Origin of the sequence: Mycobacterium lepromatosis, from assembly GCF_000975265.2 — a bacterium.
GTDB lineage: Bacteria > Actinomycetota > Actinomycetes > Mycobacteriales > Mycobacteriaceae > Mycobacterium > Mycobacterium lepromatosis.
Genome location: NZ_CP083405.1, coordinates 264,442 through 289,521 on the forward strand (window position 1 = coordinate 264,442; position 25,080 = coordinate 289,521).

The window sequence follows — 25,080 nt, forward strand, 5'->3', positions numbered from 1 at the left end:
GTGTAACGGGGTCGACGCACGCGTCGTTGACTGGAAAATTGCGATTCAGTGTCAGCGCTCCTCGCAGACGCCGGGACCGAGTTAGTGGCCCTGCGGATACTTGCCGTTGACGACGATCGCGCGGTGCGTGATTCCCTGCGCCGGTCGTTGTCGTTCAATGGTTATTCGGTCGAATTGGCCAACGATGGTGTCGAGGCGTTGGAAATGGTCGCCCGCGATCGGCCTGATGCTCTCGTTCTCGATGTCATGATGCCTCGTCTGGACGGTTTAGAGGTCTGCCGTCAGCTCCGAAGTACTGGCGACGACCTACCGATCCTGGTGCTAACCGCCCGCGATTCGGTTTCCGAACGGGTCGCTGGCTTGGATGCCGGTGCCGACGACTACCTGCCCAAACCGTTCGCCCTCGAAGAACTGTTAGCGCGGATTCGGGCGCTGCTACGCCGCACCAAACCCGATGACGCTGCCGAGTCTGCAGCGATGAGTTTTTCCGACTTAACCCTGGACCCGGTGACTCGTGAAGTCGTCCGTGGGCAACGCTGGATCAGTCTGACCCGTACCGAATTCGCATTGTTGGAAATGCTGATCGCTAATCCGCGGCGGGTACTTACACGGAGCCGTATCCTCGAAGAAGTGTGGGGATTTGACTTTCCTACCTCGGGCAATGCACTGGAAGTCTATGTTGGGTATTTGCGCCGCAAAACCGAGGCCAATGGTGAGCCGCGGCTAATACACACTATACGTGGAGTGGGTTATGTATTAAGGGAGATGCCGCCTTGATGGTTCGGTTTGCCTGGCGCCGGCGAGCATCGTTGCGAGCCACCAGTTCGTTATCTCTGCGGTGGCGGGTAATGCTCCTGGCAATGTCCATGGTGGCGATGGTCGTCGTCTTGATGGCATTCGCGGTCTACGCGGTGATCTCGGCGGCGCTGTACAGCGACATCGATAACCAACTGCAAAGCCGGGCGCAGTTGCTGATCGCTAGTGGTTCGTTGGCAGCCGACCCCGGCAAGGCCATCGAGGGCACTGCCTACTCGGATGTCAACGCCATGTTGGTGAACCCGGGTCACTCGATTTACACGGCTAATCAGCCGGGTCAGACCCTTCCGGTCGGAACGGCGGAGAAAGCTGTCATCCGTGGCGAGCTGTTCATGTCGCAACGCACTGCATCGGACCAACGAATACTAGCCATACACTTGCCCAACGGCAGTTCGCTCTTGATATCCAAGAGCTTACGTCCAACCGAAGCCGTCATGACCAAGCTGCGTTGGGTGCTTTTGGTTGTTGGAGGTATCGGCGTCGCGGTCGCCGCAGTGGCCGGGGGGATGGTGACTCGGGCAGGACTTCGTCCGGTGGGGCGTCTGACCGAAGCAGCCGAGCGAGTGGCGCGTACCGATGACCTGCGGCCCATCCCGGTGTTCGGCAGTGACGAATTAGCCAGGCTCACTGAGGCATTCAACTTGATGTTGCGTGCATTGGCTGAGTCTCGGGAACGTCAGGCACGGCTGGTTACCGACGCCGGACATGAGTTGCGCACCCCATTGACCTCGCTGCGCACCAACGTCGAACTGCTGATTGCCTCGATGGCTCCCGAAGCACCGCGGCTACCCGACCAGGAGATGGCAGATCTGCGTGCAGATGTAATCGCGCAGATTGAAGAATTGTCCACGCTGGTAGGCGATTTGGTGGACCTCACTCGAGACGACGCTGGGCAGGTGGTGCACGAGCCGGTCGACATGTCCGAGGTCCTTGAACGCAGTCTGGAGCGTGTCCGGCGGCGACGCAACGATATTCACTTTAACGTCCAGGCGATCGGATGGCAGGTCTATGGTGATTCCGCCGGCCTGTCGCGTGCGGTGCTGAATCTCATGGACAACGCGGCCAAGTGGAGCCCGCCGGGTGGCCACGTCGTCGTAACGATGCGCCAACTCGACCCGTCGCACGCTGAACTGGTGGTTTCCGACTACGGTCCGGGGATTCCGCCGCAAGAGCGTCGGCTGGTGTTCGAGCGCTTCTACCGATCGGCTACTGCACGGTCGTTGCCGGGTTCGGGCCTTGGGTTGGCAATCGTCAAACAGGTGGTTATCAACCATGGAGGTTTGCTTCGCGTCGAAGACACCGCGCCGGGAATGCAACCCCCGGGCACGTCGATTTACGTGCTGCTACCCGGACGCCCGATGCCGATTTCAGCGTACTCCACGCTCGCGGACCAGGACATGGGCGAAGCCAATTCCCAGGACAAGACCGACCCAGCTATGCAGGTTTCTGGTAGATTGGCGAACTTTGGGGATTCCGCGCACGTTATCTCAGTGGACTATTAGTCCGCGCGGGCAGGGTAGTTGGCAGTTACTGTATGAAAAGTCGGCCCGCATGAGCCAACATAGAGGAAGAGCGACTTAGCGACATGACGAATCACCCGAGGTATTCGCCACCGCCGCAGCAACCGGGATACTGTAGCGCGCCTAATCGCGCTGTGTCGTCCTCTTACGCCGAGGAGCAGCAAGCGTATCACCAGCAAGTCGACTGGCGCTATCAGCAGTCGCTTCCGTTGCAGCAGTATCATCGAACCTACGAGCCATTTGGTGGTGCGGGTACGGTCCCGCTGCCGTCGATGATTCCACCCGGCGGGGTAGCCGAAAGACGCTATCGCGCAGGAATGTTGGCCGTTAGCGCGCTAGCGATAGCAGTGGTATCGGCTGGTATTGGCGGCGTGGCGGCTACGGTCGTTGAGTTGGGCACGCGCGTCGCGGGTGGCGACGGTGCCGGCCCGATAACCGGGCCGGCTGCCAGCGTTCCGGCGGCGAACATGCCGTCGGGTAGCGTCGAGCAAGTTGCCGTCAAGGTAGTGCCCAGTGTCGTCATGCTGGAGACCGATTTGGGTCGTCAGTCTGAGGAAGGCTCTGGCGTCATTTTGTCGGCCGATGGGTTGATCTTGACCAACAACCACGTCGTCGCGGCTGCCGCCAAACCAGGGAGCAGTCCGGGCGGTGGTCTGGCGCCGAAAACCACGGTGACTTTCTTCGACGGCCGCAACGCGTCGTTCACGGTGGTCGGTGCCGATCCCACTAGCGATATTGCGGTGGTTCAGGTGCAGAGTATTTCCGGACTGACCCCGATTACGATTGGCTCTTCCGCGGATCTGCGGGTGGGTCAGCCGGTGGTGGCTATCGGCTCCCCGTTGGGTTTGGCGGGTACGGTGACCACCGGAATCGTCAGCGCGCTTAACCGTCCCGTGTCGACGACCGGCGAATCGGGCAACCAAAATACGGTGCTGGACGCGATTCAGACCGATGCGGCGATCAACCCAGGTAATTCTGGTGGTGCGTTGGTCAACATGGGCGGCCAGCTGGTGGGAGTCAACTCTGCTATTGCCACACTCGGCGCTGATTCGGGTGATGCACAGAGCGGCTCTATCGGGCTTGGCTTCGCGATTCCCGTCGACCAAGCCAAGCGCATCGCTGACGAGTTAATCAGCACTGGCAAAGCGACACATGCGTCGCTGGGTGTCCAGGTGACCACCGACAAAGGCACCCCGGGCGCCAAGGTTATGGACGTCGTGGCCGGTGGTGCGGCCGCGAATGCTGCCGTTCCCAACGGTGTCGTTCTCACTAAGGTCGACGACCGCCTGATCAGTAGCGCCGACGCGTTGGTCGCCGCCGTGCGGTCCAAAGCACCCGGTGACAAAGTGTCGCTGACCTATAAGGACCAGTCTGGTAGCAGTCGCACGGTTCAGGTCACACTCGGCAAGGCGGAACAGTAATTCCGAGCTAACGTGTTAGTCGATAAGTAATCGCGTCAGAGCTCGGATATACGGTTGCACCCATGGAGAAGGGTGTGGAGTTGGTAGTCGGCCGTGCACTTGTTGTCGTTGTCGACGATCGCGCCGCGCATGGGGATGAGGACCACAGCGGGCCGCTGGTCACTGAGCTGTTGACCGAGGCCGGGTTCGTCGTCGACGGTGTGGTTGCGGTGGCGGCTGACGAGGTCGAGATACGCAACGCATTGAACACTGCAGTGATCGGTGGGGTAGACCTGGTGGTCTCGGTCGGTGGGACTGGTGTTACACCACGTGACGTCACTCCAGAGGCCACCCGCGAGATTCTGGATCGGGAAATTCTAGGTATCGCCGAAGCCATTCGCGCTTCGGGGCTGTCCGCTGGAGTCACCGACGCCGGATTGTCGCGTGGTCTAGCTGGTGTTTCGGGCAGTACGTTAGTGGTAAACCTCGCCAGCTCATGTTATGCGGTGCGCGACGGGATGGCGACACTTAATCCCCTGGCCACCCAGATCATTGGGCAATTATCGAGTCTGGAGATCTAAGCTGGCACCGCTACGGTCAGGTGACTGCGCGAGGTCCGTGGTTTGGGGGTGGTGTCAGATCAGCTGTACCGACGTGCCGGCCAGACGGAGCCCCGTTGCTTTGGGTGAGAAGATCGCGGATTTCGGTGAGTAGGACAACTTGGGCCCCGATTAGGTCGGCGTCAAACCGCTCGGCCTTACCATGCTTGCGTAGCGTGGTGTAGGGCAACACGACCAGGAAATACACTACCAAAGCGATCAGCAAGAAGTTGATCGCGGCCGAGAGCACGATGTTCAAGTCGATGGCCTGACCGCCCCCTATGCTGATCTTCAAGGCGTTGAGATTGGTTTGTTGGTTGACGCCGACCCGATTGATCAACGGCGTGATGATGCTGTCGGTGAACTTGGTGATCAACTCGGTGAACGCGGTACCGATAACTACCGCTACGGCCAGGTCGACGATATTGCCTCGTGAGAGAAACTCCTTGAACTCTCTGAACATGGGAGGTCCTTTCTAGACTGGACACAGTTTGCTGTGTATCACGTGTTGAGCGGTTGCCAGGTACCAGTGCAAGGTCAAAGTCACCGTATGACTGAGCGTTGAGCCTGTTACCGTATTCGCCAAGCGAACCGAAAGCGCCACCAAACACTACGTGTTCGGCGTTATACGGCCTGGAATTTCTGCTTTGCAGACACAGGAACTACGACAGCGTCGGTGGCCACTATTTGCTGACTGCCGGAGCGGTGTTGGCCGGCGCAGCCAGCACGGTCCGGGGCCAAGGCGGTCGATATCCGACCGAATAGGCTTGGATTCAGTAATGATTCTCCCACGCTGCATAGAGTTAAGCGCAGTATAGCACTGGCGATACCGGGCAGAAACTTGTTGTGGATAACCGGCTAATTCGGAGCGGTCGCGACGGCCGGCGCAGAGGAGCTGCTTGACTTATCGTTGGATCCCGAATCGTTCTTCGAAGACCCGTTGGTCGAACTGTTCGATTTCTTGTCTGATTCGCGGCTATCGGTGCGGTAAAAGCCACTGCCCTTGAACACCACGCCAACGGCGTTGAATAGCTTCCGCAGCCGACCGGAGCACTTGTCGCAAGTGGTCAAGGCATCATCGGCGAAGGCTTGCACAACGTCAAAGCGGTTAGTGCACTCGGTGCACTCGTAGCTGTAGGTCGGCACAAAAACCTCCGGGTAGTATCGTCTACTTTGGCACTCTACCGTGCCAAGTGCTAGAATTGCCATGTGACGGTGGTTATTCTTTAGCTTGATAGTGCGATCACTCCACGCTCGGGCGTAACTGCATGGGTCATGCGAACATCGTGTGGTTCCGATGGCAACTCGTTGAGTAACTCGGTATCCCGTATCAGCGCGATCAGCCGGGCATGCGGATCGCGGTCTGCTAACGAACGGTCGTAGAAGCCGCCGCCTCGGCCTAATCGCACCCCGCGGTAGTCGACTGCCAGCGCCGGGACAAGCACCAGGCTGGCCTCGGCTAAGGCTGACTTGGGCAGCCACAGTTCGGGTGGCTCGAGCAACCCCCAGGGCCCGGGGGTCAGTCCACCGGGTCGGTACTCGCCCCATTGCAGTGGCAGTGGAATCTCATCGCTGCTGGTACGCGCAACCGGTAGTAACACTCTTCCCGTACTGCGGAGCAACATATCCAGCATCCCGATCGATCCCGGTTCGGTGCCTATCGGCGCGTACGCGCAGACCGTGCTGGCGCTGGTCACCAGCAGCTCCAGGTGCTGGTTGAGCATCCTGGTCTCGGCGGCCTGAACGTCGTTGGCAACGCTGCGCCGGGCAGCCAGCAGCTGTTTCCGTAACGCGGCCTTGCTAGCGGTCACCATGCGCTCCACGATGCCACCCTCAGCTTTTGTGTCGCCACATCGAATCGGCAAACCCGGTGCACGTTATCGTGTGAACGATGTCACTCCCCTCAAGCGCGCAAGTCCCGATTCCATTCACTGCGATCGTTCCTGCGGCCGGCCTAGGCACTCGTTTCTTGCCAGCAACCAAAACGGTGCCCAAAGAGCTGCTGCCCGTCGTAGACACGCCCGGTATCGAGCTGGTTGCAGCCGAGGCCGCTGCGGCCGGGGCTGAACGTCTGGTGATTGTCACCTCCGAAGGCAAGGATGGGGTGGTCGCTCATTTCGTCCAAGACCTGGTGCTTGAGGGCACACTGTTGGCACGCGGCAACAAAGCTATGTTGGCCAAGGTGCGTCGTGCGCCGGAGTTAATCAAAGTGGAGTCCGTCGTGCAGGCCGAGCCGCTAGGACTGGGACATGCTATCGGCTGCACGGAGCCCACACTGGCGCCAGACGAGGATGCCGTCTCGGTGCTGCTGCCCGATGACTTGGTGTTGCCGACTGGCGTGCTGGAGACGATGTCGAAGGTGCGGGCCCGCCACGGCGGTACAGTGTTGTGTGCTATCGAGGTGGCGCCTGAAGAGATCAGCGCATACGGTGTTTTCGACGTCGAGCCGGTTCCCGATGGAGACAATCCTGACGTGCTGAAGGTCGTCGGCATGGTGGAAAAGCCCAAAGCCGAAGATGCCCCTTCGACGTTCGCGGCAGCCGGTCGCTATGTGCTTGATCGTGCAATCTTCGATGCGTTGCGTCGCGTCAGTCGGGGTGCAGGCGGCGAGGTGCAGATCACCGATGCGATCGCGCTGCTGATCAAGGAGGGTCATCCGGTCCACGTAGTGGTGCATCGGGGATCTCGACACGACTTGGGAAATCCCGGCGGCTACCTGAAAGCTGCGGTTGACTTTGCGTTGAATCGTGACGACTATGGTCCGGATTTGCGTCGGTGGTTGGTGGCGCGATTGGGTCTAACCGAGCAGTAGCTTGGCTACCAGACCCCAACAGCCGACCACGGCGAGCCCGGCCTGCCCGACACGGTGCCCCCGGGTAGGGCTGAGGGCAGAAAGGCGCGTTTGTGCGTTCTGTGGAAGAGCAGCAGGCTCGGATATTGGTCGCCGCGGTAGCCCCACGGCCAGTACGTGTCGCCATTGCCGAGGCGCAGGGATTGATGTGCACCGAAGAAGTGATGACCGAACGGCCACTGCCCGGTTTCGACCAGGCGGCGATTGATGGCTACGCGGTACGCAGCGTCGACGTATCGGGTATCGGTGAGTCGGGTGTAGGTGAATCCGGTTCATCCGATGAGGATGGGCGTTATGGGCTGACCTTGCCGGTGATGGGAACCATCGAGGCTGGTGCGCGCACACCCAGCAGGCTGCAGCCCCACCAGACTGTACGAGTGCAGACGGGGGCTCCGCTGCCTGTATTGGCCGATGCAGTCCTGCCGGTGCAGTGGACCGACGGCGGGATGTCGCGCGTGCGGATTCTGCGCGGCGCGCCGTCGGGTGCCTATGTGCGGCGCATGGGGGACGATGTGCAGCCCGGTGAAATCGCCGTGCGTGCCGGAACAATTATCGGGGCGGCCCAGGTGGGGCTGCTGGCGGCGGTCGGCCGCGAACGAGTGCTGGTGCATCCGCGGCCACGGCTGGCAATCATGGTCGTAGGCGGGGAACTGGTCGACATCTCGCGTACCCCAGGCAACGGGCAGGTGTACGACGTTAACTCCTATGCATTGGCCGCGGCCGGCCGTGATGCCGGCGCGGAAGTGAACCGCATCGGCATCGTCAGCAACAACCCGAAGGAGTTCGGCGAAATTGTCGAGAGCCAGATCAGCCGGTCCGAAATCGTGGTGATCGCCGGAGGAGTCGGGGGGGCGGCGGCCGAGGTGGTGCTGTCGGTGCTCTCGGAGCTAGGCGAGATGGAGGTCGTTCGCGTCGCCATGCATCCTGGCTCCGTCCAGGGCTTCGGGCAGCTGGGGCGCGAGGGCGTTCCGACATTTCTGCTGCCAGCCAATCCGGTTAGCGCCCTGGTGGTTTTCGAAGTAATGGTTCGGCCGTTGATCCGGCTGTCGCTGGGCAAGCGCCAGCCGATGCGCCGGATCGTGCAGGCCCGCACGCTATCGTCGATCACTTCAGTGGCCGGACGCAAAGGTTACCTGCGCGGTCAGCTGATGCGAGATCAGGACACCGGTGAATATTTGGTGCAAGCGCTTGGTGACGCTACTGGTGCGTCGTCGCATTTGCTGGCGACGCTTGCCGAAGCAAACTGTCTGGTCGTGATTCCCAGTGGTGCCGAACAGATTCGTACCGGTGAGGTCGTCGACGTTGCTTTCCTTGCTCAGCGCGGCTGACCGGTCCTACTGCACGCTCTGGTGAACCTGTTGCGCACCAACGCCCGGCATCCGGGTTGGCCGTCGAACGTTGGACCGCTGCGGGTTCCGGCTGGTGTTATCCGGTTGCGGGCTGTGCGGTTGCGGGATGGTGCGCAGTGGAGCCACATCAGGTTAGCTGACCGAGCGTACCTCGAGCCGTGGGAACCTAGTAAGGACGGCGATTGGGCGGTGCGACACTCGGTTGCCGCGTGGCAGGTGCTGTGCTCGAATCTGCGGTCGGAGGCCCGTAAAGGTCGTATGTTGCCTTACGCGATAGAGCTCGATGGCAGCTTCTGCGGCCAGTTGACCATAGGCAACGTTACCCATGGGGCGTTGCGGTCGGCATGGATAGGCTATTGGGTATCGAGCTCGGCGTCCGGCGGCGGGGTAGCAACCGGAGCGTTGGCGTTGGGCCTTGACCACTGCTTCGGCCCGGTCATGTTGCATCGCGTGGAGGCTACCGTGCGCCCCACGAATGTGGCGAGCCGGGCCGTGCTGGCAAAGGTTGGGTTCCGCGAAGAGGGGTTGCTGCGCCGCTACCTCGAGGTCGATCGAGAGTGGCGTGACCACCTGTTGATGGCCCTCACCATCGAAGAGGTATCCGGGTCGGTTACGTCGAACCTGGTACGGGCCGGTCGCGCCAGCTGGCTCTAAGTCATACATTTATGGTGAAGAACTGCCCACTGCCGTGTGACTGATGTGACATGAGTAATTAATTTTGGTGCTTGTCAGCTGTAAATTACAAGTGTGTAATTGTTCTGGTCCATTGACCCTGCCGGGTTGGTCACCTGTTGGCCTTGCCGGGGAAAGGAGCAGGTCGTCATGCCGGGCATCCCTCAATCGCTGTTGTGGATTTCGTTGGTGGTGCTGTGGCTGTTCGTGCTAGTGCCGATGTTGATCAGCAAACGTGATGCGGTTCGGCGCATCAGTGATGTGGCATTGGCGACTCGGGTGCTCAACGGTGTTGCCGGTGCTCGACTCCTCAAGCGAGGTCGTCCTGCTGCGGGACATCGTAGCGACCCCAACTGGAAGCCGGACGAGGACTGGCGGCAGAACCCGGTCGAGGGCGAACTCGCTGAAGCTGACCAGAAACTAGATGAAGGCCAGGACCAAAACGTCGGCGATATGCAGCGTACACGTCCGGTGTTCATGAAAGTTGCGGTGGCTGAGCCCACCGGTATCGACTACGTCGACGTTGTCGACGATTCGGGGGGGCGGCCGGTTGAGGACAGTGCTGACGTGACTGAGCCCGCCCTGCTCGTGGTCGATGAGAGCGGATCGCTGGGTCAAGAAGTTGAGGTTGAGCAACGCCAAGGTGACCGGTACGGATGCGTCGACGCCTCGTCGGTCCCGGGACTCAAGCAGAAGAACGCCAAGTCGCCAGTGCCAGTCGTACCGGCTGTCTCGCGGCAGCGTCGGTACGACACCACGACGGCCGCCGCGGTCAGTGCGCGCAAGTACGCGTTCCGTAAACGCCTGTTGATGTTTATGGCGATCATCTTGGTTGGCTCGGCTGCAGCAGCGTTCGAAGTGGATTCAAATGCCTGGTGGATTTGCGGTAGCGCCACCACTGTCACAATGCTTTATTTGGCCTATTTGCGCCGGCAAACCCGGATTGAGGAGAAGGTGCGTAGCCGTCGGATGCATCGGATGGCACGTGCCCGGCTCGACGTGGAGAACGCTCATGACCGCGAATGTGACGTAGTTCCGTCGCGGCTGCGACGTCCGGGTGCGGTCGTCTTGGAAATCGATGAAGAGGACCCCATCTTCGAACACCTGGACTACGAGATGCCGATCCGGACGTTTGGCTGGCCCAGGGACTTACCACGAGCCGTGGGTCAGTAGCGCCCGCCGACGGGCGGCTGGGGCTGTCCTGTAACTGGTAGCCTGCTAGCAATCAGGGGCTATGGCGCAGTTGGTAGCGCGACTCGTTCGCATCGAGTAGGTCAGGGGTTCGATTCCCCTTAGCTCCACATGCGCGACATCTGTCTGAGGACATGTGTATGCATATGTGTCTTGGGATCGTTCACGGTTTGGTTGTGGTTGGTAGTTTTTTCGTTTAGGCGAATTAGAGTTCTTGTATGTAGGCGACCGTCGGTAGTTTCACAACGCGGGCTGTTTGGTGCGGCCTTGGCATTAGTCCGCTGAGTCGGCTAGCATGTCGTGCGACATTCGCCACCTAATGTGCATTGCGTTGCGATGCCAAAAATTGGCTCAAGTATTTGCTAAGACATGCGCGCCATACAGGTTCTCAGCCACCGGCCTTCCTACTTGGGAATCATGATCACCAAATACTAACTGCAAAAATACCCGTCGAATCCATCGAGCAGGGTTTCTTGCTGGTTTAACAGCCACGACGGCGATTAACGTTTATCCTAGACGAATGCCCCAAATGTCTCAGACGCGCCTCACCCAGGTTTGCCAGCGGTGACCGAACTGCAACACGCGCCGTGCTTGCTGCTCGATGCCCACCAGCCTAGTCGACTAGCGTCTGTCGGTCGAACACCGTGATCCCCGTCGAACATAAGGATGCGGTCCGTGCGTAGCGTATCTCGTAGACAGTTTCCCTGTATAGCTTGTCAGGATCGCTATCCAACCGCCAGGACGGACACTCGACCATCTCGTGCGCTATCCGAAACGACATCTGGTATTAGGTACAACGCACCGAAATAGCATACAGCGTTGAATGTTTCATCGTCAAAAATCAACTTGTTCGCGGTCCGCGGTTGTTCAGCACCGCCCGCGTCAGCGTCGGAGCAGAAATGTCGAATTCGATCGCGAGGCTCCCCTTCGGAAGTCGTCGTGTCAGAATTCCGGTGAAATTTCCTGGACAGCAAGTGGTTTCGAACAAGCTTGTTAGCACTGCGATAAACGCATGGCCGGCGTCTTGCGACGCTGCTTAATTTGGGTGATGATGCTGTTGGCGGCGTAAAAGGAGGCCGGACGCCACAGCCGGTTTGTAAACTGTTGTAACGAAACGACTGTTCGTTCATGGCACGCTGAGCCAAGGTTGGGTCGGAAAGCTCGTTGATTCGCCCAGCACGTTTAAAGACCCATTCCACAGCAAGGCGTTCGTGTTGAGTAGACCGCAGGTCACCTCGAGTGGGTCCTAGCTTGGATCGTTATCGGTATTGGTATTCACCGAAGACGGGCTAGTGCTGGCGCCCAACCGCGCGTTTTGTTGCCGTCGCAGCAGCAACAGCCATACTCTGATTTGTATTGGACCGCGAGACGGGAACGGGGGTGGCGGGTTCATGGCAATGTGGGCACTGCTAGTCCCGTGCCTAACCTCTGAGACCTTCGGGATATCGCAGTGGCCGAATTGATCGCTGATAGGGCGGAAGAGTTCGCCGCAATGGATATCTTCCGGGGACTCCCGACCGAGGACCTGATGTCGGTGGCAGCGAGCGTTGAGCCCGTGCTGGCCGCAGCTGGCGAGGTACTTATGCAGCAGGGTGAGCAGGCTGTTTCGTTCCTGCTGATCTCGTCGGGTAATGCAGAGGTCAGGCGGGTCGGCGACGATGGCGCGGTGATCGTCGGGCAGGCGTCCCACGGCACGATCATTGGCGAGATTGCTTTGTTGCGTGACGGTCGCAGGACGGCAACGGTCATCACGACCGAACCGCTGACCGGTTGGATAGGTGACACTGACGCCTTCGCCCAGATGGTGCAGATTCCTGGCATCACGCAGCGGTTGTTGCGCACGGTCCGGCAGCGTCTCGCCGCTTTCATCACGCCCATCCCGATATGGCTTCGCGACGGAACCCATCTGATGCTGCGTCCTGTCCTCCCCGGTGACACCGAGCGCAGCCTGCAGGGTAACGTCCGATTTTCCCGTGAGACTCTGTATCTGCGGTTTATGTCGGCTCGTGCTCCCAGCGATGAGCTGATGCACTATCTATCAGAGGTCGACTATGTAGACCACTTCGTCTGGGTGGTGACCGACGGAGGTGATCCGGTAGCCGACGCCCGGTTCGTCCGTGATGAGAGCGATCCGACGCTAGCCGAAATCGCGTTCACCGTAGCCGATGCCTATCAGGGTCGGGGAGTCGGGACCTTCCTGATCGGCGCTTTGTCCATCGCTGCCCACGTCAACGGCATCAATAGATTTTCTGCTCGGATGCTGACCGACAACGGACCCATGCGCGCGATCATGGACCATCACGGCGCAGTCTGGCAGCGCTACGATGTCGGTGTCATAACCACCGTCATCGATGTTCCCTGCCAACGGGACTTAATCATCGGGCGCCCGATGGCCGACCAGATCGCGGGTGTTGTTCGTCAGGTAATCGGCGCAGTTGGTTGAGCTGCGCCCAGCGTACCTCCGGTGATATTCACGAACGTGCAGAAGTTAGCGATTGGAGCGGTGTTGACGTTTGTGGCCACCAAAATGTGTGTGGCTACCCACACCCGCAGCGGTTCAACCATGGCCGTCTGCCCTTTAGCACGCACGTGTCAACTTGGCCAACATCTGCAGGATCGGTCGCAAGCTGCCGCTCGGCTTTGAAGTGACCCACGGTATTCTTAGCGCGGCTTCACCGAGGTTGATCTGGGTACTAACAGCGGATGCGATGCTGAAGCCGTCGTAATGCATGGACACTCCCTGACTCTGGCCATGGAACTGATCAATCCACGCAGAGCGTGTCTAGTGTCAGGTGCGGGGGCATCGTTGACGCGATAGCGGTGCCCAGCACCGGTGTCCGTGGTCTTCGGCCGCTACCTCCTCGCGGCATGTGAGCAATGGACCATGATGGTTGGACGCACCGCCGCCAGCGTCCATTTCACTGGGCGACGCGTATTGACGGCGTCGATACCCTTGGTATGGCGGTCGATGTGTGGACATCTGTCGAGTCCGGTACCGAAATTGATTTGCGGACATATACATACACTCCGTACCGGGACAACTATTACGCATTTGCTACATTGACCACCGACCTCGGCTCAGCGTTCTCGGCGCTGGCGCCGTAATTCTCCTACAACCCGCTGGCCAAAAAGGTGTACATGTTGCGTAGCTAAACGTCTACTTTGGGTAGATTGGCTAGGATGTTGATTGAAGATGGCATTCGCGGCATCATCAGCGTGCTTGTCGTCGGCTGCTGCTCGGGACCGGTTACCTCTTCTACAAAAGTTAGCATCACCAAAGGTCACCGGAGTGAAGTCGAGCTATGGGTCTGATTTCACTGTCACCGGCCTTGGTGAAAGGGCGATCGACCCCAAATTTCTTTCTGTCGGCGCGGAAGCTGCCCGACGGACTGACCTTCTAACCGGCTAATTGCGCGAAACTGGCGGTTGAGCCTCGATATGCAGGGCAATATGGCGGCGGTCTCTGCTGAGGGCAACGGCAACCGGTTCATCATCATCGCGGTGGAGACTTCCAAGCCATTCCGCTTAACTATCCTGGGCAGAATTGCACGAAGGTGTCATTCTCCGGGGCCCCGGTGCGGGGTGAAATCGAGGTAGTCGATGCGCTGCACCTTGTGAGAAAGCGCGTACGTTGGCCGTGCGCCGTGTCTTGCAGACGGTAGTAGCCGGGACACCCCGTACCGGTGAGCTTTACGACTACACTGCTGTGTTCGGTGACTATCAGATGATGGTCATTGCCAATTCGTTGGTAGTTCCGTGACAGTCGGTGGGGCCGGTGGACACGCAGCGTGCCCGCGACTTATTCGTAAAGACGGTGAGCACGATTCAGAGTTGACCCGGCTGCTAGTCCGGTAGGAATACCTAGCGCACGTCGCGTGGTCGGAACTGGATGCTGACCCGCGGTCCTGTTGACGCGGAGGTTTTAGGAACGGCATGCTCCCAAGTGCGTTGGCAGGAGCCGCCCATCACTAACAGATCGCCGTGTGTCAGTGGCAGTCGCAAAGATGGCCCGCCGCCACGTTTACGTAACGCGAATACTCGTGTGGCGCCAAGGCTGATAATCGCCACCATGGTGTCTTCTGAGCTGCTGCGGCCTATGGTGTCGCCATGCCAGGCGACGCTGTCGGAACCGTCGCGGTAGCAGCACAATCCGACGCTGGTGAAGGGTTCACCCAGTTCGCCGGCGTAGATGTCGTTGAGTCGACGGCGCAGCCTCGTCAGCAGTGGATGCGGAGGATCGTCAGTTGTCAGGTCGTGAAAACTCACCAGCCGGGGAACGTTGACCACCTTGTCGTACATTCGTCGGCGTTCAACACGCCACGGTACCCCAGACAATAACGCGTCCAGCAGCTCCGCTCCGTCTGTAAGCCATCCGGCGCGGAGCTCTATAAAGGCGCCGTCACCCAGTTGTCTTCGCTCGTGATACTCGAACAACGAGCCCTGAAGTGCGATCCCCACACTAACCAGTATATCGCACATTAGTTCGATTAGCTATGATGGACTGGTTCAGTGTACTAAATATAACCGGTGCCGCGGGGGCGAACTTCTTCTCGCTGTGACTGTTGCCAGGCTAGGTGTGCATTCCGAGGTAGGGCCGTTGAGGGTCGTTATCTTGTACCGTTCGAGCGTCCAACTGCGACGACTCAAACTGTGCAATAATGATCCGCTGCTCTTCGACAAGTTGCTCTGGGGCTCGCGCGCAGGAGGAGCACAACCAATTTGCCGAACTGCTGCGCTCCCGCGGCGTGGAAGTGTTGCTGCTGAGTGAACCTTTGACGAGTGAGGTCGCCCGGATGCATCCCGGATGCATGAGGTCCGGTATGGCCGCAGATGCACGGTGTCTCGGTGCGGCTTTGGCACAAGAACTTTCAGTATATCTGCGTAGTCTCGACTCCGTCACACTGGCCCACGTGTTGACAACTGGAATGACGTTCAACGCGCTTCCACCAGAGACCCGGACTGACGCTTCATATGCATCATGAGACGGATTTTGTCATCGAGCCGTTGCCGAACGTGATGTTTACTAAGGACTCGTCAATCTAGGTCGGGCCGCGTGTGGTGACCCTTACCCCGGTACTATCGGCCCGCACCTTCCGGCTGGCTGATTGGATCTATGCTTAGCCTAGGTGTTTCACCGGCGTGCGGGAATCCTACGAATTAAAGGTCCGTTCCTGTCAAAGGTGGTGGCGTGCTCCAGTGCGCTTCGCGCGTGATCGCGGTGGTAGTAGGCGAGCAGATCACATCGGCCGAGGCGGAAGCTTTGGCGCACTGCCTTTTTGACGATGACCTTGCGCACACGGTGCTAGCTGTACCGATCGTGTAAAGGAATGTGCAGATGTACCTGAACACCGTGTATGTGAGGGTCGACACGGACACGGTGGTGATGTATGCAAACGTCGTCAATATGCACCCGGCATTCGCGATCCAACGTGCGCCATGTTGTGACTATTAGCGACGCTGTTCTATGTTCTCTAGTGCCCCGCAAGGCGATAGGTATTGACAAGATGCTGGTCATTGACACCGAACTAGATCCCGTTATCGCCGAACTTGAACAGTGGAACGATGTCGACAACACGTTGACATTGACTACTTGTGTTGTTGCCTCCTATGAGCGTAGAACATAACATAATTCCTGCTTGTGGATATGAGGGTATAGAAGTGGTAACCGTAGCAGGTTCCGACTTGGCACTGATACCAGTTTATTTTAGTTTTATGTTCTGCCTTGTTGACGCTATCCACAGTAGTTTTTCAGTGCCGAGATTGCCGCAACTGTTACGGTTAGCACCCCAAACACAGCCTTCGCTGCAATCTTGTTGTAGCACCTAGCGCCAACTGGGAAGCCAGATCTCCATGTTCCAGATCTGGTGTGAGATAGGCAGGCCGGTGAGCACAGGAAACAGCCAAACGAAGTTCGTCACCACTAAAGCCACATAACAGGAGACGGCGATTAGCCTGAGTGTGTGTCGTTCGTCGTTATGGGTACTAGGGTCTCTGGGACTCGAGTCGCGCCCCGGGGAGTAGAGAATGTCGCCGAGGATCAGCGCGATGCCCATCACTAAGAACGGTGCCATCGTTGCCGCATAGAATAAGTACATCTGCCGGTCAATGTCGGCGAACCACGGGAGCCACCCCGCGCAATACCCAACCAAAACAGCCGCGTAGCGCCAATCTCGCCGAATGGCCGTTCGCCAAGTAGCGTAGACCAGGACGGGCACCGCCAGCCACCACATCGCGGGCGTGCCGACTAGCATCTCGGCTTTGACGCATGACTGTGCCCCGCAACCGGGCACGTCTTGCTGGTCAATCGCGTACAGCACCGGCCGCAACGACATTGGCCAGCTCCACGGTTTGGATTCCCACGGGTGGTAGTTGCCTGCAGAATTCGTCAAGCCAGCGTGGAATTGCAGTGTCTTGGCGTGGTAGTACCACAGCGACCGAACGGCGTCGGGCAGTGGGATCATCCCGTGACGTCCAATCGTTTGCCCTACCTGGTGCCGGTCGATCGCGGTCTCGGACGCAAACCATGGTGCATAGCTGGTTATGTACACCAAAAAAGAGATGAGCCCCAGTGCATATCCGGTGGGGATAACGTCACGTCGTAGGACTCCCCACCATGGGTTAAGCACCTGGTATTGGCGTCGGGACGACACATCGAACGCCAACGACATAACACCAAAGAACAACACGAAGTACAGACCGGACCACTTTGTCGCGCAAGCCAATCCGAGGAGTACACCGGCCAGGAAGCGCCACCAGCGCACACCGAGCCGCGGACCCCAAACCGTTTCGGTGGACCGCCCTTCCGTGATCGCTGTGTGCATTCGTTGGCGGACCTGATCGCGGTCGACGATGAGTGCGCCGAACGTTGCGACCACGAAGAAGGTGAGGAAGCCGTCGAGTAGCGCGGTGCGTGCGGTAACAAAGCTGACGCCGTCGCAGATAACCAACAGTCCCGCGATGGTGCCAATTAGTGTCGAGCGGGTGATCCGCCGCACGATCCGCATCACCAGTGCCACCATGACCACGCCGAGTAGTGCACCGCTGAATCGCCAGCCCACGCCGTTGTAGCCGAAGATGGCCTCCCCGATGGCAATCAGTTGCTTGCCGATCGGGGGATGAACAACCAGGCCGAAGCCGGGGTTGTCTTCCACCCCATGGTTGTGCAACAACTGCCACGCCTGCGGCGCATAGTGCTTTTCGTCGAAGATGGGTGTGCCGGCATCGGTCGGTGAGCTCAGATTGAGGAAACGCGTCCCCGTTGCCAGTAAGGTGATTACGCCGGTCGCGATCCAACCGCGCATATCATCGGTTGGCCCGAAATCTGCCACAGGGGTCAGCGGCGCCGGGCTTATCACGGGTACGATGCGCTCCTCCACGGCGGCGAGTGTTTCGATGGGTGGGGCGGTCATTACGTCGATCGTAGGCTGTCATTCATGACCGATGGTTGCCTGTTGCTGGGTGCCACCCCGTTGGGCCATCCTTTAGATGCGTCGAGAAGGTTGACCGACGCGCTGCGCTGTGCCGATGTCGTGGCGGCTGAAGACACCCGGCGGGCGAGAGCTCTGGCGAAAACGCTCGGCGTAGTCATCACCGGTCGGGTGGTCAGCCTGTTCGACCAGGTAGAGGCCGTGCAGGTGTCTGCCCTAGTAGCCGAGATCGAAGCTGGCGCCACGGTGCTGGTGATTAGCGATGCCGGAATGTCGGTGATCAGCGACCCCGGTTACCGGCTGGTCGCGGCGTGCATCGCCGCTGGCCTGCCGGTGAGGTGTCTACCTGGGCCGTCCGCAGTTATGACGGCGCTGGCCGTGTCCGGGCTTCCATCGGATAAGTTTTGTTTCGAGGGTTTCGCACCACGCAAGACCTCGGCGCGTAGAACCTGGTTGGCTTCGTTAGCCGACGAAAGGCGCACCTGTGTGTTCTTCGAATCGCCGCGCCGGTTGGCCGCATGCTTGCGCGATGCCGTAGACCAGCTCGGCAGTGCCCGTACGGCGGTGGTCTGCCGGGAGCTGACTAAGGTGCACGAGGAGGTGGTGCGTGGATCGCTTGACAAGTTAGCAACCTGGGCGGCCAACGGTGTGCTCGGCGAGATTACCGTCGTGCTGGCTGGTGCGACTCCGCGTGCCGACCTGTTCTCGCTAGTTCCCGAGGTGGAGAACCTCGTAGCAGGGGGTGCCCGCGTTAAGGACGCGTGTGGCCAGGTGGCCGCTGTGCATTCGTCTGTGCGCTCGCGCCAGCTCTACGATGCGGTCTTGAGGGCACGCCAGGTGTGGTTGTGTTGGTGGTTTAGGGTTGGTCGCGGCGTAGGTGGGCTGCTTGCAAGGGCCGCCGAGTAGTTGGCGTTGGTCACCGGCCGCGACATCGAAGCTGGCGATGCTGGGGGTGCGTCTGGTGTGGCGGGTGGCCGGGGATCAGTTGCGCTTTTCTGGTGATGTGTTAGCCCGCCACGCGCACAAGTCACCAGATCACGCCGTGGATGGCTTTTATCTTCCTTCCGCGGTCGATCCCCACAAAAAGTCAAGTACTGCCCTAGGCTAGAGCACCGCCGTACGCGTCATCACCGGCTGCGAGGTCATCGACGAACTGTGAAACCAACACGGCACCAACACAGCCGGGGGCACACCGGCTGGCCGAGGGCCGGTGAACAAACAGACACCCCACAGCCATAGCATGCACCCGAAAGCGCCCCCAACACCCAGCGCCAACAAGATCTAGGCTAGCCCACCAAACTCCCGACCGTATCGGCCAGCGATGGCACACCAGAACACTACTTCACCTGCCACCTATGAAACCGACCAACAATTCCTGCCACAAACACCAACACCCCCGGCCACCACAGCCAACCACCCGTTCACCACACCCCCTGACCAACACCCCAGTTGGATTTGTCTTAGAGCACAAGAGTTCACACGGAGTTAGCACAGCATGCCCGGCTCTATCTTCCCCGTCATCCACGTTTATCCGAGCAGTTGCCCGACCTTGCCCCTGATGCCAAAGACGTCTAGGGTTACGTGAGTTTCGCTGTTGGTCCAGCTGGATCCGTAGAGCAGTTCCGCCGCCGACCAGCCCGCCGGCACTGCCGGCTCCACTCGCTCCATATCATACCGTAAGATGGATTGAACCCCACCGACTCCGCCGGTGCCAATCAGTCCCGCCACAGTGCGTTGCTATCATTTCGGTGGTCGAGCCAAAACCGCCCGCGATGTCGCTACCGATGAAGATATTGCCGGCTCCGCCGTTTTGTTCTGTCTAATGGGGGGAGCCGTTGCCGATTAGAGGTCGCCAAACGCCGTCTCGGTGGGCGTATCGACGCTGCTAGACAGATCCCCGCGTGCACTACGGTCCGCAACGGTGAGGAATTCGGGACGTCGACGTCCGCATAGATCGTTGCCCGGGCGGCGGTCAAAGCGTGCACGAACTGGTTATGGAAAACGCCGCTTGAGCGCTGAGTTCCTGATAAGCATGGCCGTAGAATACGGAATACTTCGGCCTATGATTGCCGATTCCTCGTAGTGCCCCTGTTACCAGCTTCCTGGTCCGGGCAACGGTGGCGCTACTGGCCGCCGTTAGCAGTATCTCCGGGGTTGCGATCACGAACGATAACTGGCACTTGCGAATATCTCCTGACCACTCAAGACCGTTAAGAGTCCATGGCATAGTGGCTGAGTGCACGACAGGGCCTGTTTGGCGACCCGGGATGATCAAGTTCGAGGTGAGTACCATACATCGATATTCATTTAGAGCCACTATATATTGATATTGCAGTCGTGGGAATTTGGTGCAAACAGCTTTCCAGCGTTCTGGTGTAAGGTTGTAGTGGTAATCACCGAAGTACCGAAGCGGTCGACGAGTCTGCTACGGGGAGTGTCCACGACCTGGCTGCCATGCCAAAAATATCCCGACTTTCTGATCAGGGCGGCGATGCGCGTGTTGCGCTGCACTGGGACAGATCGAGCAAGAATATGATAGATATCTATGGGCTGCTCGACCTAATCACCGCTATTCTAGCGATGATTAGATCCAGGCCTTATCAGTTGTGGTTTTGGGCAGTTTTGTATCGGCAAGTTCATCATTGGTGAGCAATTGCAGCATGACCAGACCGGGCTAAACGTATCAGGTTCTAGTTCCACTAGGTTGACGGTTACATGTACCGGCGCCCAAGTCCAAGTCGTTGTCGAACCTGAAAATCAGTAGTATACCACCACAGCTTCATGGAAGGTTTCTTTTGTCATGGATTACATCACGGGGTCCGTTCGTAAAAACGCTTATCAGGTGCTTGCTCTGTCAATTGTAAAGTGGGCAGGGCGCGTCAAGCCATTTCACTCAAGTCGAATTGTTGAGGTCGAGGAGCGCCCGATCTACTCCCGCCTATGCTAACCTGCTGAAGACACGCTCGGCCAGACCATCGATGGATGTCCATGGATCTTTGAGCACCAGCCCGCTAGTTGATTATCCGTGCGCTCAGATGGTAATGGTGGTTTTGCCCCGGCTTCAACGCGTTGCGCGTGCGGAAGCCTGTCCTGATCGGTTTTTCTCGGCCAATCGGTGAGATCCCACTTGCTGCAAAGCTTTTGGCCTGGCTCGGTATCAAGGCACCATTGTAAGCACTTTTGTTTCGTTGTGCTTGAGTTCGCGCGAAGGAAGATCGTCCGCGAAAGCCCTGCTATAGATGACTTTCACGCCGGGATTCTTGCCACTATTGGCCAGCGACTCTCGGGTGTCGGTGGCCACGTCACGGGCTAGATCGCAGGTCAAAAGGCTAGAGGTGGGCAGCTACGGCGGTTGCTCATAAGCAGGACTAGTCCACACTTGCACACGGTTATAACCACCGGTTCGGGTAGAAGGCCTGGAAACCGTCAGGCATGAGTTGAGCGTTGAATGCGTCCTATGCGTTTCCACGAGTTAGCTACTTGTGAGGCATACGGCGAAGTCATACTTAAGTTTATACAGTTGGGTAGATCTGCTGGCAAATGTTTATCTACGCGACCCTTAGATTATGTTGCTGCGTGGGGCACGCCGCGTCTCTGGGTGTCTATCAAGCAGCACAAGATAATTGGCTGTGGGGACCGTGACCACAGGCGCGCTGGGGCTGTTTGCGAGCCTACCGCATCTGGTCGCGGCGATTGCTGATCTAGTGTTTGCAGATTCGAAGTTACCTGGCCAAACTGGGGCAACTGGACTGATCGCACAACTTAAACGTGGGCTCGCCGGTTACGGCAACCTGTGTATCCCGCCCCGGACGAACAGCCGCCAGGTCGTTGCTCCAACCTCGCTGGTCCTGCCGGTCCCGCCGATCTGGCCGAACTTACCAGCACCACTGGCGTTGCTATGCTTACTCGGGCACGCAGGTGTCGTGGGGCATAAGTAGGCATCCCCCTCCCCATCGTCTGGGCGAGTGCGTTTATCACTGTGAGTAACTCTTGCAGAGGATTTTGGCTTAATGCACTGTTGGCCAGCGTAAACGATTGCACACAAGTCTTGATCGACGCCACCCGCCCGACTGGCGTCGATCACGCACGGTGCGTGGTTGCACCAAGCAATGCCTATCTTCAAGAAAGGACAACGTCGTTAAGCTTGCTATCCGCATTTGTGGTGACCTGAGTTGTGCACTCCGGTCGTTGTGCATTCTGGTCGGAGCAAGGTACTTTTTTGCTACGTCCTTATGGTCTAGTATCACGAACGTAGTGTGTTGTCCGAAATGTTTGAAGTGCGGTGTTACGGCAGTTAGGTATTTCGTTACAAGCGAAGCAGTGCGTTCGGGTGTAGTAACGAAGCAGATTGTTGACGTCGACCGTCTAGGGTTCGATCTCCATCCACTGCGGCTAAGCGTGACTCCTGGACCCAATTCAGCAAGCACCGGCTACAGTGTCTACGCCGCGCCGGCTTTGTCTAGAGGTCGTTGCCGCATTTTGTTTACTGGCACACAACGGACATCCGCTCGGGTATCTCCAGTTCGATGAAGTCGACCACCTCTCCAGTAAGCCTGCGGCGCAGGATCGATAAAGATGTGCTAGAATTTTTTCTCCCAGCAGCGCGGTGAGGTGGTGGACCAGGTACGTGTCCAGCGGATAGTCACGAACGATCAATACCACTAGGGCGCCTTGGCCGCGCCGACTAACGGCCGGTGAGTTTTGTCATGGCCTGCCGCCAGCACGATGCGACTGTCCCGGGAAAGCTGGCGAACACCTCCGTGTCTCAACCGACGCTATCGACGTCCAGCTCCAGCGCGTTGGTGGTGGGCCGGCCGTGCAGCCGGCCCTGCTCTACCGTGCTGCGCTCCCGCGGCGAGATAGCCGGCGCGACACGATGTCACCGTGCCCGACCGCGTCGGAGCGATATCGTTCAGCCGCTTTGCCGCACCCAGTGCGGTGAGTTCCGTAGCACATCGCGACCGCATGAACGTCAAGGTCTGCGCTCTCTCAGCGATCAGGTCTGGCCATCACTCGTGCCACTTTGGCGTCCGCGGAGCAGCGCGCGGAAGCTCCGTTTTCGCCGTGCAGGTCAGGTTAGCCCGCAGAGCGGACTCTCACAACGTGAACTGCGGGATCCCTGTGGTGAACCGTCGTTGATGACTTCCTCGACTGGTTGGCTGATGAGTTCGGCGAGTCCATTTTCGCGCCGGTGACGATCACCGCCAAGATGTTACCTGGCTGGGCAGAAGAGCGATGGCACCGCCGCTAGCCGCGCTTCAGCACCATTACTGCATTGGAGCCGAAAAACGTCATGGTAGTTGATGGCAATCATCGACGAACACAAAACGAAGGCTACGCAACAAGACGGCCCAACCGGGGGTGGCGAACAGCCACCGGTAACGCTCGCGGGCAAAGCAGCGCACCTCGGCAGGACTGTCGCCGCCGTAGGAAGTGGGTGCGACGTCATAATAACCATATAACCGCAGCACGGCGCTGACCAGTGCGTGAGCGGGGTGTAACTGGTTGTAGCCGAGCGCTTTAGTCGGCGATCAGTAACAGGGCTCGGGCTTTCGGGTCTGCCGCCAGCGTATTGCGCCCGGGAAGTTGATGACGAGTGATTGCCCGACGCGGTGCCGGTGTCCACAACACACATAGCGGCCGGAGTGAGTCAGCTTGGCGGCCAGGGACTGATCTAACCCCGGAGAGCTGATGCCGCGGTCGGCAGACGATCGTACTATGCCGGCTCAGCCCAGGCTGGCTAACGATCCTGCTCACCGCCGCAGGATGGTAACTCGGCAACATGGCGCAACGGATGCTCGTTTAGCATGTTACCAGGGGATAAAGGCGGCAAGCAGTTCACTGCCGAAACTCGCCATTGCAAACCCTCCTTGATTCTTCGCGATTCCACGATTTCCGGGCCTCGCAGCCGCGTCATGCCTCCCGAAATCCAGCGTAGGGATGACCGCTGGGGTTAAGAGACCATCCCGTCAAGAATCACTCCACGACAAGAGTCTGTCGCCGAGACGAGGAACATGATTGACTGGTGGCGGTCGCAGCTTCTGTGTTCGTGTCACACTTTCGCAGGAACAATGTTGCGGTCGCGGTTCCTGCGAGGTTATTGGTCGGGTGAAGTTCCGGCGACTCCGCGAGGTATGGCGGTCGTACCCGGCCCGGGGCATCGGAAGGCGGTGCTCTGCACCCAGAAGAAAAGGAAAGATCTAGAGATGCCACAGGGAACTGTGAAGTGGTTCAACGCGGAGAAGGGGTTCGGCTTCATCGCCCCCGAGGATGGTTCTGCGGATGTTTTTGTCCACTACACGGAGATTCAGGGTTCGGGCTTCCGCACCCTTGAAGAGAACCAGAAGGTCGAGTTTGAGATTGGCCACAGCCCCAAGGGTCCCCAAGCCACCGGAGTTCGCTCCGTCTGATCCGGCAGATTCTGGCGAAACCCCTGTGTCTTCCCGCTTAGCGGGTGCGGCCGGGGGTCTTCGTTATCTAGCTGCTGTTCGAATACCGCCGACCTGGCTGCCTGGCGCCTCTGGGCAGGCGCTGAGCAAGATTGCTCAAGCCGCGGATCGCCGAGCTGGCCTACTGTCGGGAGCGTGAGTCAGCTTTCCTTCTTCACGGCCGAGTTGCTGCTCCCTGCAATCGCCGATCTTTCCGGTGTGCTCGCGGCTTTCGGCCAGATCGTGGTGGTTAACGCTCCTGGTAAAAGTTCCGTCCCGGGCGCCCGGCTTTCGGTGGCGGTAGATCAGCCCTGGCGTGCCTCGGCGCTGGCCGAGATGATTAGCGAGACTGGTTTGTTACCTGAGATTTCCCGGACTGAGGAAGGCACTCCGCTGGTCAGGACGACGGTGGACCCGCGGTTGTGTCCGATCGCCGTCGAATGGACACGCGGCGCGGTCAAAACGGTGCCCCCGGGATGGTTACCCGGGCCGCGCGAGCTGCGAGTGTGGACTTTGACAGCCGGCATCCCGGAGGCCGCCGACCGTTACCTGCTGGGTCTAGATCCGCACGCACCCGATACCCACTCACCGTTGGCGTCGGCTCTGATGCGGGTCGGAATTGCGCCCACCCTAATCGGCACACGCAGTAGTCGACCGGCGCTTCGGATCAGCGGTCGTCGTAGGCTATCGCGCCTGTTAGAAAACGTTGGGGAACCTCCCGACTGGGCCGAGGCGTTAGCGCTGTGGCCGCGAGTTTAGCGTACCGTTAAGATCTTATGTTTTTTGCAGTCGGTTTGTGCAGGCTCACCCGAGGGTGCGAAATTGTT

Annotated in this window: 26 protein-coding genes, 1 tRNA gene and 2 pseudogenes; 20 read left to right on the forward strand and 9 right to left on the reverse strand. The window is 59.1% G+C overall.

What is annotated here, in order from left to right:
- Nucleotides 1-90 precede the first annotated feature (90 nt).
- The 4 genes from MLPF_RS01025 to MLPF_RS01040 all read left to right on the forward strand — a co-directional run bounded on the left by MLPF_RS01025 (nt 91) and on the right by MLPF_RS01040 (nt 4,317).
- Nucleotides 91-777, forward strand: coding sequence for a response regulator transcription factor (locus MLPF_RS01025; RefSeq protein WP_045842309.1), 687 nt, complete (start codon nt 91-93; stop codon nt 775-777).
- Nucleotides 777-2,318 carry a HAMP domain-containing sensor histidine kinase gene (locus tag MLPF_RS01030; RefSeq protein ID WP_045842297.1) on the forward strand — a complete coding sequence of 514 codons (1,542 nt, stop codon included), beginning with the start codon at nt 777-779 and terminating at the stop codon, nt 2,316-2,318. The genes MLPF_RS01025 and MLPF_RS01030 overlap by 1 nt, the downstream gene beginning before the upstream one ends.
- A gap of 83 nt (nt 2,319-2,401) precedes the next feature.
- Nucleotides 2,402-3,757, forward strand: a complete 1,356-nt coding sequence (locus tag MLPF_RS01035; RefSeq protein ID WP_162196849.1) for a S1C family serine protease — start codon at nt 2,402-2,404, stop codon at nt 3,755-3,757.
- 62 nt (nt 3,758-3,819) lie between these two features.
- Complete coding sequence (locus MLPF_RS01040; protein WP_045842298.1) at nt 3,820-4,317, forward strand: MogA/MoaB family molybdenum cofactor biosynthesis protein; 498 nt, start codon at nt 3,820-3,822, stop codon at nt 4,315-4,317.
- A gap of 16 nt (nt 4,318-4,333) precedes the next feature.
- Here the strand turns inward: MLPF_RS01040 and mscL are convergent, their stop codons facing one another.
- From mscL to MLPF_RS01055, 3 genes are all read right to left on the reverse strand, one after another.
- Nucleotides 4,334-4,798 (reverse strand): large-conductance mechanosensitive channel protein MscL, encoded by a 465-nt coding sequence (mscL, locus tag MLPF_RS01045; RefSeq protein ID WP_045842299.1) that lies wholly within the window; start codon nt 4,796-4,798, stop codon nt 4,334-4,336.
- 395 nt (nt 4,799-5,193) lie between these two features.
- On the reverse strand, nt 5,194-5,481 hold the full coding sequence (locus tag MLPF_RS01050) for an FmdB family zinc ribbon protein (RefSeq protein ID WP_045842300.1): 288 nt from the start codon (nt 5,479-5,481) through the stop codon (nt 5,194-5,196).
- Between the two features lie 80 nt (nt 5,482-5,561).
- Nucleotides 5,562-6,149 (reverse strand): 5-formyltetrahydrofolate cyclo-ligase, encoded by a 588-nt coding sequence (locus tag MLPF_RS01055; RefSeq protein WP_045842311.1) that lies wholly within the window; start codon nt 6,147-6,149, stop codon nt 5,562-5,564.
- A gap of 77 nt (nt 6,150-6,226) precedes the next feature.
- Here MLPF_RS01055 and MLPF_RS01060 point away from each other — a divergent pair, with 77 nt between their 5' ends.
- The 9 genes from MLPF_RS01060 to MLPF_RS16730 all read left to right on the forward strand — a co-directional run bounded on the left by MLPF_RS01060 (nt 6,227) and on the right by MLPF_RS16730 (nt 14,158).
- Nucleotides 6,227-7,147 (forward strand): UTP--glucose-1-phosphate uridylyltransferase, encoded by a 921-nt coding sequence (locus tag MLPF_RS01060; RefSeq protein ID WP_045842301.1) that lies wholly within the window; start codon nt 6,227-6,229, stop codon nt 7,145-7,147.
- A 92-nt stretch (nt 7,148-7,239) separates the two neighbouring features.
- Complete coding sequence (gene glp / locus MLPF_RS01065) at nt 7,240-8,514, forward strand: molybdotransferase-like divisome protein Glp (protein ID WP_045842302.1); 1,275 nt, start codon at nt 7,240-7,242, stop codon at nt 8,512-8,514.
- Nucleotides 8,515-8,535: 21 nt separating this feature from the next.
- Nucleotides 8,536-9,189 carry a GNAT family N-acetyltransferase gene (locus MLPF_RS01070; protein WP_045842303.1) on the forward strand — a complete coding sequence of 218 codons (654 nt, stop codon included), beginning with the start codon at nt 8,536-8,538 and terminating at the stop codon, nt 9,187-9,189.
- Between the two features lie 168 nt (nt 9,190-9,357).
- Complete coding sequence (sepX, locus tag MLPF_RS01075; RefSeq protein WP_045842304.1) at nt 9,358-10,380, forward strand: divisome protein SepX/GlpR; 1,023 nt, start codon at nt 9,358-9,360, stop codon at nt 10,378-10,380.
- 55 nt (nt 10,381-10,435) lie between these two features.
- Nucleotides 10,436-10,508, forward strand: a tRNA-Ala gene (locus MLPF_RS01080).
- 1,382 nt (nt 10,509-11,890) lie between these two features.
- Entirely contained in the window at nt 11,891-12,841 is a 951-nt protein-coding gene (locus MLPF_RS01085; protein WP_156146917.1) for a GNAT family N-acetyltransferase, read from the forward strand.
- A gap of 434 nt (nt 12,842-13,275) precedes the next feature.
- A complete protein-coding gene (locus MLPF_RS01090; RefSeq protein ID WP_175266302.1) occupies nt 13,276-13,503 on the forward strand; it encodes a DUF5642 family protein in 228 nt (75 codons plus the stop codon).
- A 345-nt stretch (nt 13,504-13,848) separates the two neighbouring features.
- A complete protein-coding gene (locus MLPF_RS16725; protein WP_420329565.1) occupies nt 13,849-13,995 on the forward strand; it encodes a DUF5642 family protein in 147 nt (48 codons plus the stop codon).
- Between the two features lie 40 nt (nt 13,996-14,035).
- Complete coding sequence (locus MLPF_RS16730) at nt 14,036-14,158, forward strand: DUF5642 family protein (RefSeq protein WP_420329566.1); 123 nt, start codon at nt 14,036-14,038, stop codon at nt 14,156-14,158.
- Between the two features lie 101 nt (nt 14,159-14,259).
- Here the strand turns inward: MLPF_RS16730 and MLPF_RS01100 are convergent, their stop codons facing one another.
- Nucleotides 14,260-14,856 (reverse strand): alpha-ketoglutarate-dependent dioxygenase AlkB, encoded by a 597-nt coding sequence (locus MLPF_RS01100; RefSeq protein ID WP_193386707.1) that lies wholly within the window; start codon nt 14,854-14,856, stop codon nt 14,260-14,262.
- 200 nt (nt 14,857-15,056) lie between these two features.
- On the opposite strand from MLPF_RS01100, the pseudogene MLPF_RS16735 reads away from it, so the two are divergent.
- Both MLPF_RS16735 and MLPF_RS16740 read left to right on the forward strand, forming a co-directional pair.
- Nucleotides 15,057-15,441 (forward strand): annotated as a pseudogene (locus MLPF_RS16735) (arginine deiminase family protein).
- A 344-nt stretch (nt 15,442-15,785) separates the two neighbouring features.
- Nucleotides 15,786-16,022 carry an arginine deiminase family protein gene (locus MLPF_RS16740; protein WP_236684813.1) on the forward strand — a complete coding sequence of 79 codons (237 nt, stop codon included), beginning with the start codon at nt 15,786-15,788 and terminating at the stop codon, nt 16,020-16,022.
- Nucleotides 16,023-16,220: 198 nt separating this feature from the next.
- Here the strand turns inward: MLPF_RS16740 and MLPF_RS01115 are convergent, their stop codons facing one another.
- Nucleotides 16,221-17,762 carry a dolichyl-phosphate-mannose--protein mannosyltransferase gene (locus MLPF_RS01115; protein WP_162196850.1) on the reverse strand — a complete coding sequence of 514 codons (1,542 nt, stop codon included), beginning with the start codon at nt 17,760-17,762 and terminating at the stop codon, nt 16,221-16,223.
- Between the two features lie 69 nt (nt 17,763-17,831).
- Between MLPF_RS01115 and rsmI the strand changes: the two genes are divergently transcribed.
- Both rsmI and MLPF_RS01125 read left to right on the forward strand, forming a co-directional pair.
- The gene (gene rsmI, locus MLPF_RS01120; protein ID WP_236684814.1) at nt 17,832-18,731 is read left to right on the forward strand and encodes a 16S rRNA (cytidine(1402)-2'-O)-methyltransferase; all 900 of its coding nucleotides are present in this window, start codon (nt 17,832-17,834) and stop codon (nt 18,729-18,731) included.
- Complete coding sequence (locus MLPF_RS01125; RefSeq protein ID WP_237817227.1) at nt 18,703-18,933, forward strand: hypothetical protein; 231 nt, start codon at nt 18,703-18,705, stop codon at nt 18,931-18,933. The genes rsmI and MLPF_RS01125 overlap by 29 nt, the downstream gene beginning before the upstream one ends.
- On the opposite strand, the gene MLPF_RS01130 is transcribed toward MLPF_RS01125, so the two are convergent.
- From MLPF_RS01130 to MLPF_RS16745, 4 genes and pseudogenes are all read right to left on the reverse strand, one after another.
- A complete protein-coding gene (locus MLPF_RS01130) occupies nt 18,930-19,100 on the reverse strand; it encodes a hypothetical protein (protein WP_237817104.1) in 171 nt (56 codons plus the stop codon). The two genes, MLPF_RS01125 and MLPF_RS01130, sit on opposite strands and share 4 nt — an antisense overlap.
- Before the next feature lie 252 nt (nt 19,101-19,352).
- The gene (locus MLPF_RS01135; protein ID WP_045842313.1) at nt 19,353-19,553 is read right to left on the reverse strand and encodes a hypothetical protein; all 201 of its coding nucleotides are present in this window, start codon (nt 19,551-19,553) and stop codon (nt 19,353-19,355) included.
- 1,429 nt (nt 19,554-20,982) lie between these two features.
- On the reverse strand, nt 20,983-21,150 hold the full coding sequence (locus tag MLPF_RS01140) for a PAS domain-containing protein (protein ID WP_156146919.1): 168 nt from the start codon (nt 21,148-21,150) through the stop codon (nt 20,983-20,985).
- A gap of 1,259 nt (nt 21,151-22,409) precedes the next feature.
- Nucleotides 22,410-23,683 (reverse strand): annotated as a pseudogene (locus MLPF_RS16745) (DEAD/DEAH box helicase); the annotation flags it as partial.
- 348 nt (nt 23,684-24,031) lie between these two features.
- Here MLPF_RS16745 and cspA point away from each other — a divergent pair.
- From cspA to MLPF_RS01160, 3 genes are read left to right on the forward strand one after another with little or no spacing between them, the layout of a single operon-like run.
- A complete protein-coding gene (gene cspA / locus MLPF_RS01150; RefSeq protein WP_007166602.1) occupies nt 24,032-24,235 on the forward strand; it encodes a cold shock protein CspA in 204 nt (67 codons plus the stop codon).
- A gap of 25 nt (nt 24,236-24,260) precedes the next feature.
- A complete protein-coding gene (locus tag MLPF_RS01155) occupies nt 24,261-24,413 on the forward strand; it encodes a hypothetical protein (RefSeq protein WP_156146920.1) in 153 nt (50 codons plus the stop codon).
- Nucleotides 24,410-25,012 (forward strand): hypothetical protein, encoded by a 603-nt coding sequence (locus MLPF_RS01160; RefSeq protein WP_045842315.1) that lies wholly within the window; start codon nt 24,410-24,412, stop codon nt 25,010-25,012. Before MLPF_RS01155 ends, MLPF_RS01160 begins: the two co-directional genes overlap by 4 nt.
- Nucleotides 25,013-25,080 lie beyond the last annotated feature (68 nt).